This window comes from Streptoalloteichus tenebrarius (assembly GCF_024171885.1).
Lineage (GTDB): Bacteria > Actinomycetota > Actinomycetes > Mycobacteriales > Pseudonocardiaceae > Streptoalloteichus > Streptoalloteichus tenebrarius.
This window is the reverse complement of record NZ_JAMTCP010000042.1, coordinates 45,018-62,294: the sequence shown is the minus strand read 5'-3', so window position 1 is coordinate 62,294 and position 17,277 is coordinate 45,018. Positions and strand designations below refer to the sequence as shown.

At 74.3% G+C, this 17,277-nt stretch carries 14 protein-coding genes; 8 read left to right on the top strand and 6 right to left on the bottom strand.

Annotation, left to right across the window (positions count from 1 at the left end):
* Window positions 1-710, top strand: a 710-nt coding sequence (locus tag LX15_RS26090) for a ferrochelatase (protein WP_253672346.1), incomplete at its 5' end; no start/stop codon positions are given.
* Between the two features lie 1,447 nt (window positions 711-2,157).
* Here the strand turns inward: LX15_RS26090 and LX15_RS26085 are convergent.
* The 5 genes from LX15_RS26085 to LX15_RS26065 form a co-directional block, all read right to left on the bottom strand.
* A complete protein-coding gene (locus LX15_RS26085) occupies window positions 2,158-2,961 on the bottom strand; it encodes an Rv1486c family protein (RefSeq protein WP_253672344.1) in 804 nt (267 codons plus the stop codon).
* Window positions 2,962-2,972: 11 nt separating this feature from the next.
* Window positions 2,973-4,004 carry an NAD-dependent epimerase/dehydratase family protein gene (locus tag LX15_RS26080; RefSeq protein ID WP_253672342.1) on the bottom strand — a complete coding sequence of 344 codons (1,032 nt, stop codon included), beginning with the start codon at window positions 4,002-4,004 and terminating at the stop codon, window positions 2,973-2,975.
* Entirely contained in the window at window positions 4,001-5,185 is a 1,185-nt protein-coding gene (locus LX15_RS26075; RefSeq protein WP_253672340.1) for a GNAT family N-acetyltransferase, read from the bottom strand. Before LX15_RS26075 ends, LX15_RS26080 begins: the two co-directional genes overlap by 4 nt.
* Before the next feature lie 27 nt (window positions 5,186-5,212).
* Complete coding sequence (locus LX15_RS26070) at window positions 5,213-6,463, bottom strand: aminotransferase class I/II-fold pyridoxal phosphate-dependent enzyme (protein ID WP_253672338.1); 1,251 nt, start codon at window positions 6,461-6,463, stop codon at window positions 5,213-5,215.
* Between the two features lie 98 nt (window positions 6,464-6,561).
* A complete protein-coding gene (locus LX15_RS26065; protein ID WP_253672336.1) occupies window positions 6,562-7,683 on the bottom strand; it encodes a phosphatase PAP2 family protein in 1,122 nt (373 codons plus the stop codon).
* A gap of 134 nt (window positions 7,684-7,817) precedes the next feature.
* On the opposite strand from LX15_RS26065, the gene LX15_RS26060 reads away from it, so the two are divergent.
* From LX15_RS26060 to LX15_RS26040, 5 genes are all read left to right on the top strand, one after another.
* Window positions 7,818-8,627 (top strand): DUF3097 domain-containing protein, encoded by an 810-nt coding sequence (locus tag LX15_RS26060; protein WP_253672359.1) that lies wholly within the window; start codon window positions 7,818-7,820, stop codon window positions 8,625-8,627.
* Window positions 8,628-8,828: 201 nt separating this feature from the next.
* Window positions 8,829-9,257 (top strand): NfeD family protein, encoded by a 429-nt coding sequence (locus tag LX15_RS26055; protein ID WP_253672334.1) that lies wholly within the window; start codon window positions 8,829-8,831, stop codon window positions 9,255-9,257.
* A gap of 11 nt (window positions 9,258-9,268) precedes the next feature.
* Entirely contained in the window at window positions 9,269-10,522 is a 1,254-nt protein-coding gene (locus LX15_RS26050; RefSeq protein WP_253672332.1) for an SPFH domain-containing protein, read from the top strand.
* 6 nt (window positions 10,523-10,528) lie between these two features.
* On the top strand, window positions 10,529-10,711 hold the full coding sequence (locus LX15_RS26045) for a hypothetical protein (protein WP_253672330.1): 183 nt from the start codon (window positions 10,529-10,531) through the stop codon (window positions 10,709-10,711).
* A 471-nt stretch (window positions 10,712-11,182) separates the two neighbouring features.
* Window positions 11,183-12,472, top strand: coding sequence for a hypothetical protein (locus LX15_RS26040; protein WP_253672328.1), 1,290 nt, complete (start codon window positions 11,183-11,185; stop codon window positions 12,470-12,472).
* Between the two features lie 1,172 nt (window positions 12,473-13,644).
* Here LX15_RS26040 and LX15_RS26035 read toward each other — a convergent pair.
* Window positions 13,645-15,081 (bottom strand): amidase, encoded by a 1,437-nt coding sequence (locus LX15_RS26035; protein WP_253672326.1) that lies wholly within the window; start codon window positions 15,079-15,081, stop codon window positions 13,645-13,647.
* A gap of 289 nt (window positions 15,082-15,370) precedes the next feature.
* Between LX15_RS26035 and LX15_RS26030 the strand changes: the two genes are divergently transcribed.
* Both LX15_RS26030 and LX15_RS26025 read left to right on the top strand, forming a co-directional pair.
* Window positions 15,371-15,577 (top strand): cold-shock protein, encoded by a 207-nt coding sequence (locus LX15_RS26030; RefSeq protein WP_253672324.1) that lies wholly within the window; start codon window positions 15,371-15,373, stop codon window positions 15,575-15,577.
* A 403-nt stretch (window positions 15,578-15,980) separates the two neighbouring features.
* Window positions 15,981-17,156 (top strand): NAD(P)/FAD-dependent oxidoreductase, encoded by a 1,176-nt coding sequence (locus tag LX15_RS26025; RefSeq protein WP_253672322.1) that lies wholly within the window; start codon window positions 15,981-15,983, stop codon window positions 17,154-17,156.
* Window positions 17,157-17,277 lie beyond the last annotated feature (121 nt).

The window sequence follows — 17,277 nt, the reverse complement described above, 5'->3', positions numbered from 1 at the left end:
GTCGGCAGTACGACGAGGACATCGTGCGGGCGCGGGCGGCGGTGGGGGAGCGGGCGCCGGAGTTGGTGAAGCTGCGGCAGTTCTTTGATCACCCGTTGTTCGTGGAGGCGGCGGCGGAGTCGGTGCGGGCGGCTTATGGCGAGTTGCCGGAGGGGGTGCGGTCGGGGGCGCGGTTGGTGTTCACGGCGCATTCGGTGCCGGTGGTGGCGGATGAGGCTTCGGGTGCGGCGGCGGAGGGGGGTCGTCGGTATTCGGAGCAGGTGCGGGTGGCGTCGGGGTTGGTCGCGCGGGCGGTGGGGGTGTCGGAGTTCGACGTGGTGTGGCAGTCGCGGTCGGGTCCGGCGTCGGTGCCGTGGTTGGAGCCGGACATCGTGGATCACCTGGAGTCGGTGAAGGGGTTGGGGGCTTCGGGGGTGGTGGTGTGTCCGATCGGGTTTGTGTCGGATCACCTGGAGGTGATCTGGGATCTGGACACTGAGGCGCGGGAGCGTGCGGGGGAGTTGGGGTTGGGTTTCGCGCGGGCGGTGTCGGTGGGGGCGGATGCGCGGTTCGCGGAGTTGGTGGTGGAGTTGGTGCGGGAGCAGATCGAGGGTGTGTCGGTGCGGGGGTTGTCGGGGTTGCCGGTGGTGGGGTGTTCGGTGAATGGTCGGGCGTGTGTGCCGGGTTGTGACAGCACGGGACACGTCCCCGCCACCCAGGCCAGCAACTGAGCTGACCTGAACGAAAAGCGAAGCCGGCGGGGTGCGTGGACGCGAGTGAGGCCCGCGTTTCCGCACCCTGTCGGAAAAGTGAGGGAAAAGGGACGGCGGGACGCCGACCGCTCACCGGGAACCGTTCACGACAACTGGTTCTCCGCGCGGATGGCGTCCCGCCGTGGCGTTGGCGTCCTCAGGCGAGCTGGAAGGCCCTGAAACCGACGGGAATGCTGCGGTACTCGCGCACCGCGATGTTGCCGACGTTGGTGAGGCACCAGCCGCTGCTGTTGAACATGCGCACCGTGTTGCCGGTCGTGTTGTCGATCGCCCGCCCGACCTCGTTCTCGCTCGTGGCGTTGGAGCAGACGCTGGCGAAGCTGGGTGTGGTGCGAGCGTGCTCTGGGTGCGAGCCAGGGAAGCGCTCTGCATGATCGAGTGCGGGCTTGTTCTGCGGGTGAGGAGATGGTCTCCTGCCGGAATCCGGTCATTCATGCCCGGTGCGCAGAGCCTGTCGCTGCCCGACTTCCGGGTGGTGGTGTTCTCCGCTACTCGTGGATCTCACAGAAGCCGAAGCGGACAGATCAGCGAATCCGGCGTGAAGGAAGCCACGCAGGGGAGAGGTTCCCGGTGGGGCCAGCCGCCAGCTCCTCCGGCCGGTGCAGGCGCCCCGAGCCTCGGCGCGACCATGCCGTGATCAGCGGCTTGCCTTGGCCGGCCGGCGGGTCATGAGTGCGAGCACGGCCGGGCCTGAGGCAGTGCCCCGGATGGTGAGCGTCAGGACGCCGGCCCGGGTGAGACGCGCCGTTTTCTCGTGGGAGTCCGGTCACGCGTGCTCGGCCTGTCGGAGCGTGAGCGGTCGCCCCGCGTTCGGTCGCCACCCGCCCTCACCCAACTCCTGATTCTGGGAGACAGCCGGAGAGGGTGGGGCGGCCAAGCTGGTGGGCTGGAATCTCAGCGGTGTCGGTCGGGAGGCTGTTGGATCGGCGCGGATGTGGTGCGAGCGTGATCTGGGCGCAAGCCATGGAAAGTGCTTCGGGTGGCCGAGTGCGGGCGTGTCCAGCGGGTGAGGACATGGTGTCCGGTGTGAGTCCGGTCAAGCCTGTCCGGTACGCCAGAACTTGCCGTCGCCCGAATTCGTTGCCATCCCCTTCACCTTCTCCTGAGCCCTGGCGAGCTGGAACAGCACCGCGAACTCGTGGGGGCGCGGGGTGCCTGAGCCCTGGCGAGCTGGAGGGGACAGCACCGCGAACTCCGGCCGGGGCGGGATCTGGGTGACTGGGGGCTGGCCGCTCCTCCGGCCGGTGCAGGCGCCCCGAGCCTCGGCGCGACCATGCCGTGATCAGCGGCTTGCCTTGGCCGGCCGGCGGGTCATGAGTGCGAGCGCCATCGAGCCCCGGGACGTGTTCTCCGGCGTGCTCGGCGCGCCGGAACGTCCTGCCGACCGACTCCCGATCTCTGATGGTCAGCGGCGACGGCTGGCCGCGTCGGCCAGCGTGCGCACCGCCTCGTGGACCGCCGCGCACCGGGCGCGGCGCACCGCGTCGGCCAGGGGGCGCAGCGCGTCGGTCCGCCCCCGCATGGCGGAGGCGGACACCGCGGCGCCCTCCCCGTCGCCGGACGCCGCGAGCAGGATCGCCTCGACCTCGGCCGCCCGCTCCAGCACCCGGATCGCCCTGCCCGGCGTGCCCTTCGGCCACGCCGCCCTCGGCCGCGCCCGCAACGCCGCCTCGATCTCCGCCCGCACGTTCGGCCGGTGCCGCGCCACGTCCAGCGAGACCAGGGTCGCGGTCGCCGCGCGCACCGCGTCGGTCATCCCGTGCTCGGCCTCGCCGATCCCCACGATCTCCGGCGACGGCGCCAGCGGCGGCAGCGAGTGCGCGGTCCACCGCAGCACGCCCTCGGCCACCCTCTCCGGCACCACGACCAGCCCGGCCAGCGGCAGCACGGCGGCCTCGCCGGCCCGCAGCGCGGCGGCGGCCACCGCGCCGTCCCCACCCAGACCGCGCACGTCACCGGCCACGGGGAGCACGAGGTGACCCGAGACCGCGCCGCCGACGCGGCGCAGGGCGGCCAACAGCATCGCGGGCGCGGCCGGCCGTTCGCCGGCCACCGGCAGCTCCAGCCGGCGTGCCGTCGCCTCGTCGGCCGCCACCACCTCGTGGGCTTCCGCCCAGGTCAGCAGGGCGTCGAGCACGTCGTCGGACGCGGCGACACCGTGCAGCCACGCCGACGTCCAGACCACCAGGGTCGCACTGGGACAGGGCACGTCGACCCAGGTTACGGGGAACCGGCGGCGTTGTCCGCCGGCCCGCCGTCCCCCGTCGTCGGACCCCGCCCCGGGCGCAGCGCGTCGGCGAGGCCGGTGGCCAGGTCGACGGCGGCGGCGAAACCGAGATCACGCCGGGCGCGGGCCGGCGAGCAGGTCCACGCGGGGTGGCGCGCCTCCCGCAGCTTGTCCAGGGTCACCACGGGCACGCCGCCGCGCGCCCGCCGCGCCCAGCCCGCGCCGACGGCCAGGGCCAGGGCGACCGGGCCGGGCACGGTGACGACGCGGGGCGCCGGTCGCCCCAGCGCCGGCCCGAGCGCGGCGGCCACGTCCTCCGGCTGGTGTTCCACGCCATCGGAGACGAAGTACACACCCTCGGCGGGGTCGTCAGCGCTCAGCCGGGCGCCGCGCTCGGCCGCCGCCACCAACGCCACGCACAGATCGTCCACGTGGACCAACGAGAACCAGCGCCCGCCGCCGACCCTGGGCAGCAGCCCCCGGCGAACCCACGGCAGCAGCGTGGGCAGGAACTGCTGGTCACCCGGCCCGTACACGATCGAGGGGCGGACGACACTCGCCGGCAGCCGCCCGGCCGCCGCCCGCACCGCCTGTTCGCCCGCGAGCTTGCTGCGACCGTAGGCCGACACCGGCGCGGGCGGCTCGGTCTCGTCGCGGGGCCGCCCCGGCGCCGACGGGCCCGCCGCCGCCAACGACGAGCAGTGGACCAGACGCGGCGGCTCGGGCAGCTCCGCCAGTGCCGTGACGAGCCGCCGCGTCGCCACGGCGTTGCCGCGGAAGAACCCCACCGCGTCCACCGACCTGGTCACCCCGGCCAGGTGGACCACGCACTCCACGCCCCGCGTCGCCTCCGCGAGCCCCGCGCCCGACACCAACTCGCCCACGACCAGGCGCGCGCCCGACAGGTCGTCGTGGCGAGGCGCGGAACGGACCAGCGCGGTCACCTCGTGCCCCGCGCGGAGCAGGTGGCGCACGAGCCGGCGGCCGACGAACCCGGCCGCGCCGGTGACCAGGTACCGCGTCACCCCTCGCCCCCCAGCGGGCGCTGGTAGATCCGGTAGGTCCTGGACCGCGTCGCGCCGAGGTACTCCGCCACCCGGTTCGCCGCCCGGTTGTCCTCCAGCGTCCAGGAGACCTCGCCGTCGGTGTAGCCCAGACGCCGCGCGGCCCGGACCATGCCGACCGTCAGCGCCACGTCGACCCCGCGCCCCCGGTAGCCCTCGCGGACGCCGAGCGCGAGGATCCGCACCCGCCGGACCCGGCGGGCGGCCCGCCACAACCGCAGCCACGCGCCCGGAGACCCGTACCGGCCCAGCCGGCCGCCCACCGCGCGCAGGGCCTGGTTCATGTCCGGCAGGCTGAGCCCGAACCCGACCGGCTCCCCGCCCACCTCCGCCACCAGCGCCAGCTCGGGCCGCACCACCCGGCGCAACTCCGCCGCCAGGCAGCGGAACTCCCGGTCGGTCATGGGCACGAAACCCCAGTTCCTCGCCCAGCTCGCGTTGTACAGCTCACGCACCCGCTCGACCTCGCCCGCGAAGTCGCCCAGATCCACCGGTCGGACGCTCACCCCGGCGCGGCGCAGGACCGCGTCGGCCACCCGCGCCGTCCGCTCGGGAAGACCCCGCGCCACGTCCAGGTCCCACGCCCACAGGTCCTTGGCCTTGGCGAAGCCGCACGCCTCCAGCAGCGCCGGGTAGTACGGCGGGTTGTGCGGCATCAGGATCGCCGGCGGCGAGCCGAACCCGTCGACCAGCAGCCCGCACTCCCGGTTGGTGCTGAAATCCGTGGGGCCGAGGACCGCGTCCAACCCGCGCCGCCGCAACCAGCCAGCGGCGGCGGCGAACAGGGCCCCGGCCACCTCCACGTCGTCCACGCAGTCGAACAGGCCGAAGAACCCGTGCCGCGTGCCGTGGAAGTCGTTGTGTCTCGGGTTGTCCACGGCCGCCACCCGGCCGACCACCTCACCACCGCGGCGCGCCAGGTACAGCTCCACGTCGCCGTAGTCGAAGAACGGGTTCCGCCTCCGGTCCAGGAACGCGCGGCGCTCCCGCTCCCACGGCGGAACCCAGTCGACGTCGTCCCGGTGCAGCCGGTACGGGAACCGGACGAACGCGGTGAGGTCGCGCCGCCCCCGGACCGGCTCGACCACCACGGCCCCCTCCCTCCACGGGGAGGCGGGGACCCGGCTCAGGTCAGCAGACATGCTCTTCTCCGACGGTCCTCGCGGGTCTCACGCGGGCACGGCGAGCGCGGGCCGCGCGATCCGCACCGGCTCGTAGGCCGTGGGCGGGGCGGGCGGGATGATCCCCAACCGGCGGCCGACCACGGCGAAGGCGTCCAGCACCCGGTCGAGCTGGGCGTCGGTGTGGGTGGCGGTGAAACTCGCGCGGATCAGCGCCGCGCCACCCGGCGCCGCCGGCGCCGTGAACGCGTTGGTGAACACCCCCGCGTCCAGCAGCTCCGCCCAGAACCGGAAGCACAACGTCTCGTCGCCCACCCGCACCGGCACGACCGGCGTGGCCGAGCGGCCGGTGTCGAACCCCAGCGCCCGCAACCCGTTGTGTGCCTCCTCGGCCAGGTCCAGCACCCGCCAGCGGCGCTCCGGCTCCTGCTCCACCACGTCCAGCGCCGCCATCGCCGCCCCGACCGCCGCCGGGGTCATCGCCGCCGAGAACAACACCGACCGGCCCACGTGCCGCAGGTAGTTGATGACGTCGGCGGGGCCGGCCAGCAGACCGCCCAGCGACGCGAAGGACTTGGAGAACGTGCCGGTGACCAGGTCGACCTCGGCCTCCAGCCCGTAGTGCTCCGGCGCGCCCCTGCCGTGCGCGCCGAGCAGGCCGAGGTCGTGGGCGCAGTCCAGCACCACCCTGGCGCCGTGCTCGGCGGCCAACCGGACCACGCCGGGCAGGTCGCACAGGTCGCCCTCGACCGAGAACACGCTGTCGGTCAGGATCAGCTTGCCCGCGTCGGGGTCGGCCGACGCCAGCAGACGCCCGAGGTGGGCCATGTCGCCGTGCCGGTACCGGCGGTGCGCGGCGCTGCCCAACAGGACCGCGTCCACCAACGAGGCGTGGTTGTGCCGGTCGGCGAACACCACGTCGCGCGGCCCGAGCAGCGCCGCCAGCGCCAGGTTCGTCTGGAACCCGGTGGACACCACGACCACCGCCTCACGCCCGAGGAAGGCGGCGAGCCGGTGCTCCAGCTCCTCGTGCAGGGACCGGGTGCCGTTGAGCAGACGGGAGCCGGAGCAGGTGGAGCCGAACCGCCGCACGGCCCGGATCGCACCGGCCTTGACCCTCGGGTCGGTGGCCAGTCCCAGGTAGTCGTTGGACCCCGCCATGACCACGCGGCGTCCCCCGACCACCACCTCGGTGCCCTCGCCCACCTCCGCGATCGGGTGGTTGAACGGGTAGATCCCGGCCGCCTTCAGCGGGCGGTCCCTGTCCCACGAGCGGCACTTGTCGAAGACGTCGTTCATTGGTGCTTTCGTCCATTGTCGGGATGGGGAACCGGGGGCTGGCGAGAGGCGCCCGCGTCCTCCGGTCCTCGGTCGATGTCGGCGTCGCTTCGCGGTTCTCAGCGTCCACGCCGGTCTCGCGGGTCCGGGCGCGCGGCCGCCGGGACGGCGGAGGCGCACGAGGCCGGACCCGCGCCGTTCGAGGGGTCCGACTCCGTGCACTTCTCGGACGCCCCCGTCACCACGCAAACCAGTCGTTCTCTGTCGCCGGGTGCGGCGAAACCGTTTGTCCTGGACCCCTCCGGGCTGTGCGGTACGAATCGGATTCGGGAGTGGAGAGCGGTGGCGCACCGGTGGCAGGCCACGGCGAGGAGCAGACCGGCGACCGCGTCGCCGACGTAGTGGTAGCGGCTGTACACCACGGCCACCGTGAGGCCGACCGCCGCCGCGACGATCCACCGGAACACCCTCCTCGGCGTCATCCGCCGCAGCGCGAGCACGGCGGTCCAGGTCGCGGCCACATGGGAGGACGGGAAACACGCCCCCACCGGATCACCGTGCGCCATGAGGAACCTCTGCACCGGGACGACGACGTGACCGACCAGGTGGGGCGTCGCGAACTCGTCGCGCAGGACCAGTTCGGGTCCCAGCACCGGAACGACGAGGAATCCCAGGTAACACGTGTACAAGGCGAGCAGCAGGCCGAGGACGTAGCGTTCGAGATGGTCGAGACGGCCGCGCGCGAGGAACACGACCGGCGGCACCAGGAAGTAGGCGTAGTAGGAGAAGTAGCAGGCCATCAACGCCTCGGTCAGCGCGGGCGACGCGAGGCGGTCGAGGACGAGGTTCGGGTGGGCGCCGAGCGCCGCGCGCTCCCACGACAGCACCACGTCGTCCAGGAAACGGCCGTGCAGGACCAGGACGTAACGCCCGATGGCCAGGTAGACGAAGGGCAACGCCAACAACGGGACGAACAGGCGCAGCGCGCGGAGCCGGGCGTCGCCCGGCCGCCGCCCCGCCGCCACGGCGAGCGCCAGGACGGCCGCCGCGTACCCGAGGAACCCGACCAGGAGCGGGAGCCAGCCGTCGACCCGGTCGCGGAACACGACCACCAGGCAGGAGACCACCGCCAGGTAGCCCAGCGTGAGGAGGTCGACGGGACCGACGGGGCGCGTGCTCAGGGTTGTTCCGGTGATCGGGGGCCCACCTTCGGTCGCGGCGCGGTCGACTGGTCCTTCCATCGGCGGCCGGCCGGACGACGTGCATCCCCCGTTCGTGCCATCTACCGCCCGTCCGGTCACGCCACCCCCGGCGGGTGCCGGACGACGCGTAGCGATCACCCGGGTGGATCAACGGTTAGGGTGCGGGCATGGGCATGCGATCGGTGAACTACGGCCGTGATGTGCTCGCCGCGCCGCGGCGCAGCCGGGTTCCCGAGGTGCCGGCCGACCCGGGGTTGGTGGTGGAGGACCCGGCCAGCGGGTTCTGCGGCGCGGTGCTGCGGGTCGAGAAGGACGGGGTGGTGCTGGAGGACCGGCACGGCCGGCGACGCACCTTCCCCCTGCGGCCGGCGGCGTTCCTGCTCGACGGCGCGCCCGTCACCCTGGTCCGGCCGGCGGCCCGCCCAGCGCCGGCCGCCCCCGCCCGCTCGGCCTCCGGTTCGGTGCGCGTCGAGGGGCTGCGCGCCCGCACCGCCGTGGCCAGCCGGATCTGGGTGGAGGGCGTGCACGACGCCGCGCTCGTGGAACGCGTGTGGGGCCACGACCTCCGGGTCGAGGGCGTGGTCGTCGAGCCCCTCGACGGCGTGGACGAGCTGCCGGAGCGGATCGCCGAGTTCGCGCCCGGCCCCGGCCGTCGGCTCGGCGTGCTGGTGGACCACCTCGTGGCCGGCAGCAAGGAGTCCCGGCTCGTCGCGCGGATCGACCACCCGCACGTCCTGGTCACCGGCCACCCCTACGTCGACGTCTGGCAGGCGGTGAAGCCGTCCGCGCTGCGCATCCCGGCCTGGCCCGAGGTGCCCAGGGGCGTGCCGTGGAAGGAGGGGGTGTGCGCCGCGCTGGGCTGGGGTGAGCCGGCCGAGGGCTGGCGCAGGGTCTCGGCGGCGGTGTCGAGCTTCCGCGACCTGGAGACCCCGTTGGTCGGTGCGGTCGAACGGCTCATCGACTTCGTGACCGAACCGGCGTAGCGCCACCTCGCCGTTTCGGGTGAGGTCGGGCGTCCACGGCGTGGTCGTGCCGGCCGAACGGGCCTCCGGCGTGGTGCGATCTCGGGCATGGGCTGGCCACCGAACGCTGGCACCGACCGAGGAGGTCACGCGTCGATCACGTCCGCGATCAACCGGGGTGGGCGCGTCCAGGCGGGAGCGCGCTTCTGCCACGATGGCCCCATGGCCGCTCTGGTGTGGCTGGTCGCCGGTGTGTTGCTCATCGCCGTCGAGGTCCTCTCCGGGGACCTCGTGCTGTTGATGCTCGGCGTCGGCGCGTTGGCCGCCGCGGGCTCGTCGGCGTTGGGCGCTCCGTTGCTGGTCGACGTGCTGGTCTTCGCGCTGGCGTCGCTCGGCCTGATCACCGTGGCGCGTCCCGCGCTGCGCCGGCGCCTCCAACCACCCGAGCTGGTCAGGACCAACGTCGAGGCGTTGGTCGGAGGAACCGCCACCGTGGTGTCCACTGTGGACTCCCAGGGCGGGCGCGTGCGGATCGGCGGCGACGTCTGGTCGGCACGGGCCTACGACCCCACCGAGGTGCTGGAGCCTGGGCGGACGGTCACCGTCATGGAGATCTCCGGTGCCACGGCGGTGGTCTGGGGTGGGCCCTGAAGGAGGCGGGTTTGGTCACGCTCATCGTCGTCGCGGTCGTCGTGCTGCTGATCCTCACCATCGTGGTGAAGTCGGTGCTGGTGATCCCCCAGGCGCAGGCCGCGGTGATCGAACGGCTCGGCCGGTTCCGGGCGGTCGCGCCACCGGGGCTGAACTTCCTCGTCCCGTTCTTCGACAGGGTGCGGGCCAGGATCGACCTGCGGGAGCAGGTCGTCTCGTTCCCGCCGCAGCCGGTGATCACGCAGGACAACCTCACGGTGTCCATCGACACCGTGGTCTACTTCCAGGTCACCGACCCGCGCTCGGCGGTGTACGAGATCTCCAACTACATCGTCGGCGTCGAGCAGCTCACCACCACGACCCTGCGCAACCTGGTCGGCGGCATGAGCCTCGAGGACACGCTGACCTCCCGGGACCAGATCAACAACCAGCTCAGGGGCGTGCTCGACGAGGCGACCGGCCGGTGGGGCATCCGGGTCGCCAGGGTGGAGCTGAAGGCGATCGACCCGCCTCCGTCCATCCAGGACTCGATGGAGAAGCAGATGCGCGCCGACAGGGAGAAGCGCGCGATGATCCTCACCGCCGAGGGCCAGCGCGAGTCGGCGATCAAGAGCGCCGAGGGGCAGAAGCAGGCGCAGATCCTCGCCGCCGAGGGCGCCAAGCAGGCGGCCATCCTGGCGGCCGAGGGCGAGCGGCAGTCCCGCATCCTGCGCGCGCAGGGCGAGCGCGCCGCGCGGTACCTCCAGGCCCAGGGCCAGGCCAAGGCGATCGAGAAGGTGTTCGCCGCGGTCAAGGCGGGGCGCCCCACGCCGGAGCTGCTGGCCTACACCTACCTCCAGACCCTGCCGCAGATGGCGCAGGGCGACGCGAACAAGGTGTGGGTCATCCCCAGCGACTTCAACAAGGCGCTGGAGGGCTTCGCCTCCATGCTCGGCAGCAAGGGGGCGGACGGCGTGTTCCGCTACGAGCCGCCGAAGGAGGAGCCGCCGGTCTCCCGTCCCGAGCAGGACGACGAGGAGATCGCGGGCTGGTTCGACACCTCGGCCGACCCGAGCGTGGCCAGGGCGGTGCAGGAGGCGGAGGCGGTGGCGCGCCAGGAGGTGCCGGGGCCGCTGACGCCGACCCGGCCGTCGGTTCCGACGGCCCCCGCCGCCCCGACCCCGCCGGCCGTCGAGGCGGCGGGCCAGCCCAGGGGGATCGGTCAGGGCCAACCCGTTCCGCCGACCTCCTACACCGAACTGTCCGACCATCCACCACACCAGTGAGGCCACGTGATCGGGGACGACATCACCGACCCCGGGCCCGCCGAGGGCGGGCGCGGCCTGCTGGGCTGCGTGATCAGCGGCCTGGTCGCCGCCATCGCCATCGCGTTGCTGTGCGGCGCGGTGATCCTGACGTTGCTCTGGCTGGTCCCGCTCGTCGGGACCTGGCTGGGGCACGGCTGGATCGCCTGAGCCGGCGACGCGGGACGAGGCGGTCCGGGACGTCCACCACGCCCCAGCGGCGCTCGTGACCGCGACGAGCGGGAACGCCCTGCGGCGCGTCCCCCGAGGACCGCGCCGCGTCGGACGCGCGGGCGTCGGGCCGGCGGTTCGCCGCCCGCCCGGCGCCCCGCCCTGTCCGGGGCGCCGCTCGGCGCGTTCGGTGGTGTTCGCCGGTTGTTCCGCGGTGCTGGCCCGAGTTCTCGTCTTCCGGCCCGCCGCCGGCCGGCGGCGTTCGGCCTTCACCGGCGACGCTCGGCCTTCACCGGGGGCGCCGTTCCGGTCGCTCAAAGCCCTGACCACGGATGGCGCAGTCCCGATCCGGTTCGTCGGCGCCGCCGGTCACCCTCGGCGACCGGCGGCGACCACGGTCGGCCCAACGGTTGGTCCGATGGGCCCGAGGTTGCCCCGCGACCTGACGAAACGGGGTCGGGGTGCGGTTTGATGCCCCTCGTGGGTGGCGGCGTGGGCAGTGGCACCGACGATGTTGCGCTGGTCCGCGGGACGCTGGCTCGGGAGCTTGCGGTCGCGGGCGAGGACGGGGACGCCGCGTGGGTGGCGCGGCTGAGGGCCGCGCTGGACTCGCTGCGGCGGTGCGTCGAGGACGGCAGGGCCGACGAGGTGCTGCCCCTGGCGGAGGACCTCGTGGCGGCGTTGGCCGAGGTCGCCGACCGGGACCCCGGCTCGGGGGCCGGCGAGCTGGCCGAGGAGGCGTTGGCCGTGCACGCCGCGGCCGCGAGGGCGGCCGGGGTGGACCGGCGCCGGCTCGCCGGCTGGCTGGTCTCGCTCCAGCTCGACCACCCCGAGGGACCCGAGGTGTCGTTGGTCGAGTACGCCGGCGTGCTCGGCTCGGAGGGGCTGGCGGAGTACCGGCGTCGCGCCGAGGAGCTGTGCGCCGAGCTGCCGACGGTGCCCTTCGGGCAGCCGCCCCGGCTGGACCGCCGCCGGTGGGCGGTGCTGCGGCTGGTCGAGGAGCTGGCCGAGCACACCGGCGACGTCGACCTCCAGGTGGCGGTGCTCGCCAAGGACCTGTCCACGGGCTGGCAGTACCTGCGGATCGCGACCGTGCTCCAGGAGGCCGGCCGGTCCGAGGAGGTGCTGCGCTGGGTCGAGCGCGGCCTGGCCGCGACCAGGGGGCGGGGCGCGGCCGCGCGGCTGGTCGACCTCGCCGTGGACGAGTGCCTGCGCCAGGGCTGGGCGGAACGGGCGCTGGGGTTGTTGCGCACCGCGTTCCAGCGGCGACCGGGACTGGACACCTACCTGCGGCTGCGCGCGGTCGCCGAGCCGCTGGACCGGTGGCCGAGGGAGCGCGCGGCGCTGGCCGCCGCGCTGGAGTGGACCGACACCCCTGCCGCCGGCGGCGAGCCCACCCGGGCCGACCTGGAACGCGGCTCCGCCCTGGTGCGCATCCTGCTCTGGGAGGGCGACCACGAGGGTGCGTGGCGGGTCGCGCAGGAGCGCGGCTGCGACGAGGACACGTGGTCGGTGCTCGCGCACGGGCGCGCCGACACCCACCCCGAGCAGGCGCTCACCGTCTACCGGCGGCTCGTGGAGCGTCGGCTGGCCGAGCCGCGCGCGGCGACCGAGCAGGTGCCCGAGCTGCTCGACCAGCTCCGCGTCGTGGCCGACCGCAGTGGCCGTCCCGACGACTTCACCCATTACCTGGACGAGGTCAAGACCCGGCACGCGGCCGACCGCGAGCTGCTCGACGCGTTGATCCAGCGGGGTTTCTGACCGCCCCGTGATTCGCGGCGAGCGTCGCGCCACTACACGCCGCCTGCCGCCCGCTCGCGTGGTCGGTCCGCTCGGTCCCTGTCGTGCCCTCGCCCCATCTCCGGTCGTCCCGTCGTCGCGTGTCACACCCTGCGCCGCGCGGTCGGCCAGTTGGGTCTGGTGGTCGCGCACCTGCTGGCCCCCTCGGGGGATCAGGTTTCCGGCAGCGTCGTTCGGGCTGGCCAGACCCCAGACACGGACCGCGGAGGCCAGCGTCGCCCGCTGGCGGACAGCACGCCCACCCTGCCCAGATCGAGACGTGTCGCGGGTGCATTGGAAGATCGAGAACCGCCTGCGTCGGGTGCGCGGATGCCGCCCAGCAGCAGCTCCAGGACCGTCCCCGACCCGGCGTGACGATGATTCGCATCTGCCGGCCGTGCCCGTCCAGCGCCAGGTGGACGTGGCGCTCAGCCCGCCTCACGGAGGGGCCGAGCGCCTCGCCGTCGAGGGAGAGGCCATGACATACAGCCGCTACCCTTCTTGCGCGCCTCCTGCGGCGTGGTGGTGGGACCAGACCACGTCCTCGACTGGTTCGACTCGGTTGCCTTCGACTCGGTCGCCGCCGGCCCCGACCGTCCCTGCCTGGTGATGGAGGGCGACGTCCGGGAATGCGCGGCGCTCCGTGATCGTGGGTACCGACCCGGGAAGGCGGCTCCTTCTTGCAGCGACACGCACACGACCTGGTCGACCTTCCCGAGGTGTCCCTGCCGACCGGGTTCGTGATCACCCACGTCACCGAGGGCGACGTCGACGCCGCGCGGTGCTCGGCAACCACGGGCGGCGCACCGAGGAGCTGGCGCAGGCCGTGCGCGAGGGCCAGGTGCGGCAGCCGGACCCTGGGGGCTGGGTCCCCGGTCAAGAGGCGGGTTCGGGGGCACCGTGATCTCGGCGGGGAGGTCTATTCAGATGTCAGAGGCGACGCCAGTCATGGACGGCGCCGTGCCGCGGCCACCCGAAGGGCAAGCGACGCCCCTGTTCTCGCTCAGGCCGGGCACACCGGGCTTCAGTGCGAAGCCCCCTGAAACGGCGACCTTCAGTCGCACGCCGCAGGGGTGGGCGGCTGCGGTGTGCTCGACGCGTTGATCTAGCGGGGTTTCTGGCCGTCGCGCTGTGCTTGCCGAGCGGGGCGTGCGTCAGGCCACGGGCTCGGTGGCGGCGCTGTAGCGGGCGGGGCGCTGGCCGGCCCACGGGCGGGCGCTCTCGATCTGCGCCGCCAGTGACAGCAGCGTGCACTCGTCGTGCGGGCGGCCCACGATCTGCACGGCCAACGGCAACCCGTCGTCGGTGAAGCCCGCCGGAACCGAGGCCGCGGGATTGCCGGCGATGTTCCACATCGGCAGGAACGCCACATAGCGACTGGCGCTGACCAACGCCGGAACGGTCGTGTGGCGTTCCAGCTCGCCGACGCGGAACGCCGGTCGCGGGACGGTCGGCGTGAGCAGCACGTCCACCCGCTCGAACACGCGGTTGGCGCGCTCGGTGGCGCGCGCCCCCAGCTCCAGCAGCCGGCGCCGGGTCGGCCCGACCACCCGGCCCAACGCCGCCGCGACCCGGGTGCGCCGCTCCAGCCGACGCGGGTGCTCGACGTCCTCGGCGCTCTCGGCGAGGCTGCGCAGGTACCGGGGCGCGAACACGACCATGCCGGTGGGGTCGAGCAGGTCGGGGTCGAGCGGGAGCACCTCGTGGCCCAGTTCGGCGAGCAGCCGCGCGGTGTCGTGGAGGGCGGAGCGCACGCGCGGGTCGACCCGCGTCAGCGGTGCCATCCCGCGCAGCGAGACCGCGATCCGCAACCGGCCGGGGGCGCGTGAGGCCGCGTCCACGAACGACGTGCGGGGCGCTGGCAGCGCGGTTCCCGGCTCGTCGTCCAGCGGTCCGTGGAGCTGGTCGGCCAGCAACGCCCAGTCGAGGACGTGTCGGGTGATCGGGCCGGCCGCGGTCAGGCCCGTCCAGTGCGCGGCGTGGGGGTGCAGCGGGACCCGGCCGTTGTGCGGCTTCATGCCGAACAGGCCCGTCACGGCCGAGGGGATGCGGATGGAGCCGGCCCCGTCGGAGCCGATGGCGGCGCTGGCCAGGCCCGCGGCGACGGCCGCGGCCGAGCCGCCGCTGGAGCCGCCCGCGCTGTGCGCGAGGGACCACGGGTTGCGGGTCGCGCCGGCGAACGCGCTCTGCGTCACCGGCCACATCCCCAGCTCCGGCATGCGGGTCTTGCCCAGGAACACCGCGCCGGCCGCCCGGAGGCGGCGGGCCAGCTCGCCGTCCGCGTGGCTCGGTGTGGTCACCGCCTGCGTGCCGAAGGTCGTGACCTCGCCGGCGAGGTCGACGTCGTCCTTCACCGCGAGCGGCACGCCCAGCAGCGGGGCGTCCTCGCCGTTCGCCCGCCGCCGGTCCGCCTCGGCCGCCGCCGCGAGCGCCGAGTCCGCCAGCACCACGCGGTAGGCGTTCAGCTCGCGGTCGAAGCGCTCGATCCGCTCCAGGTAGGCGCGGACGAGGTCGGTCGAGGTCAGCCTGCCCGCGCGCATCAGCTCCAGGTGGCGGGCCGGGCCGGCGAAGCACACGTCGGTGAGGTCCATGGGCGGACAGTACTGGCCGGTAGGTCGTCATGACCAGGTGGTCATTCGGGTGGTCCCGCCAGCGCCGGCGGCGGGGCGGTTCTTCGGTCCTGTCCGCCGGGCGGCGCGGGACCAGGGAGGCGTGGGAAGGGTCCGCCGCCGGCGCCGGCCTCTCGAAAAGGTGATCCTGTGGGTCGTTCCCGCTGTCCGGAGCCGTCCCGAGGGACGATGGGGCACCCCAGGCCGACGGTCGGGGCGACGGGCGGGCGAGGAGACCGGCCCGCCAGGGCTGCGCGAAGGATCGTGGAAGATGGCAACCGGCATCGTGAAGTGGTTCAACCCCGACAAGGGGTTCGGCTTCATCACACAGGACGAGGGTGGACCGGACGTGTTCGTCCACTTCTCGGCCATCAAGATGGGCGGGTACAAGACCCTTGAGGAGGGCGCCCACGTCGAGTACGAGGTCACCCAGGGCCCGAAGGGCCCGCAGGCGGAGAACGTCACGCTGATCGACTAGCGGGGACGCCGCCGGTCGGACGGCGACCGCCGCGGGGAGTCCGCCAGGTGTGCGGCGCCGGTCCCGCCCGAGGACGCGGTCCTCGTGGCCCGTGTCGCCGTGGCCCGTGTCGCCGTGGCCCGTGTCGCCGTGGCCCGGTCGGTGTGAGAGGGGTGCGGGTCCGGCGGTCAGCGACCGTGACCGGTCCCGCGCGGTCCGTCCCGGCTCCGCGACACGAGGATCCCCGCGCCCACCGCACGCCCTCCCGGGTGGGCGCGGGACGGGGGTCGCCGCGACGACGGCCGCACAGTCGCGGCGACCCCGACCGCTGCGCAACGGCGCCGCGCGACGGCGTGGGAATCCCCTTGCTCGCGACGGGTGACGTGGGTTCCGCCACGCCGGCGCGCGGGGGCATCGTGGGCTCATGCGCGTGATCGTGGTGGGCGCCGGGATCGTCGGCGCCAGCGCGGCCTACCACCTGGCGTTGGAGGGCGCCGACGTCCTCGTCGTCGACCGGGCCGAACCAGGGCAGGCCACCGCGGTCGGCGCCGGCGTGGTCTTCCCGTGGCCGGTCGGCGAGGCGGACCCGGCGACCAGGGCGCTGTGGCTGGCCGCCGCCGAGCACCACCCCTCGCTGCTCGCCGCGCTGTCCGACGACGGCGGCCTGCCCGAGGGCGGGTACGCGCAGGTCGGCGGCCTGCGGGTCGCCGAGGACCCCGACGCGCTGCGCCCGGCCGGGGACGAGCTGGTGCGGCTGCGGGACCACGAGGGGTGGGGCCTCGGCGAGGTCGACCTGCTCGACCCCGGCGAGCCCGCGCGGCTGTTCCCCGGGCTGCGGCCGGATCTCGCCGCCCTCCGCGTCTCCGCCGTCGGCCGGGTGGACGGCCGGGTCCTGCGCGACGCGCTGCTCGCCGCGGCCGCCCGCCACGGCGCGCGCCGCCGCACCGCCTCGGTGCGGCTGGCCACCGCCCGAGGGCGGGTCACCGGAGTGGAGGTCGCCGGCGAGGTCCACGGCGCGCACGCCGTGGTCGTGGCCGCCGGGGCGTGGGCCACCGAGCTGTGCCGGCCGCTCGGTGTCGACCTGCCGGTCTACCCGATGCGCGGCCAGCTCGCGCACCTCAGCCTGCCGGGCGTCGACACCGACCGGGTGCCCGTGGTGCTCACCCTCGGTGACCAGTGCCTCCTGGGCTTCCCCGGTTCGCGGATCGTCGTCGGCGCGACCAGGGAACCCGACGCCGGGTTCGACCGCCGGATCACCGCCGGTGGCCTGCGCGACGTGCTCGACGAGGCGCTGGCGGTCGCCCCGGGCCTGGCTGGGGCGACCGTCGGCGAACTGCGCGTCGGTTTCCGGCCAGCCAGCGCGGACGACCGCCCCGTCCTCGGCACCCTGCCCGACAACCCCGGCGTGGTCGTGGCCACCGGGCTCGGCCGCAACGGGCTGACGGTCGGCCCGTTCGTCGGCGCGCTGGCCGCCGAGCTGGCCCTGGACCGACGCCCCGTGCTCGCGCTGGAGCGCTTCCGGCCGGACAGAGCCGTGCCGGACCAAGGCGTGCCGGACGAGACCGGCCCGAACGCACGGGACATCGGACCCGCCCGATGATCCGCACACCAGGTGAGGACAGACGCGGACAGGCGGTCCCACCCGGCGGTGCGTCCCGGTGCTGACCGGGCCGGGCCGAAGCAGGGGGCATCGGGCCTGCGCGGTGATCCGCACACCGGTG

What these genes read in the sequence shown, in the direction of transcription:
- LX15_RS26025 (WP_253672322.1), top strand. Translation starts at nt 15,981, where the DNA reads ATGCGCGTGATCGTGGTGGGCGCCGGGATCGTCGGCGCCAGCGCGGCC.
- LX15_RS26065 (WP_253672336.1), bottom strand. Translation starts at nt 7,683, where the DNA reads ATGGAAGGACCAGTCGACCGCGCCGCGACCGAAGGTGGGCCCCCGATC.
- LX15_RS26035 (WP_253672326.1), bottom strand. Translation starts at nt 15,081, where the DNA reads ATGGACCTCACCGACGTGTGCTTCGCCGGCCCGGCCCGCCACCTGGAG.
- LX15_RS26055 (WP_253672334.1), top strand. Translation starts at nt 8,829, where the DNA reads ATGGCCGCTCTGGTGTGGCTGGTCGCCGGTGTGTTGCTCATCGCCGTC.
- LX15_RS26060 (WP_253672359.1), top strand. Translation starts at nt 7,818, where the DNA reads ATGCGATCGGTGAACTACGGCCGTGATGTGCTCGCCGCGCCGCGGCGC.
- LX15_RS26040 (WP_253672328.1), top strand. Translation starts at nt 11,183, where the DNA reads ATGCCCCTCGTGGGTGGCGGCGTGGGCAGTGGCACCGACGATGTTGCG.
- LX15_RS26030 (WP_253672324.1), top strand. Translation starts at nt 15,371, where the DNA reads ATGGCAACCGGCATCGTGAAGTGGTTCAACCCCGACAAGGGGTTCGGC.
- LX15_RS26075 (WP_253672340.1), bottom strand. Translation starts at nt 5,185, where the DNA reads ATGTCTGCTGACCTGAGCCGGGTCCCCGCCTCCCCGTGGAGGGAGGGG.
- LX15_RS26070 (WP_253672338.1), bottom strand. Translation starts at nt 6,463, where the DNA reads ATGAACGACGTCTTCGACAAGTGCCGCTCGTGGGACAGGGACCGCCCG.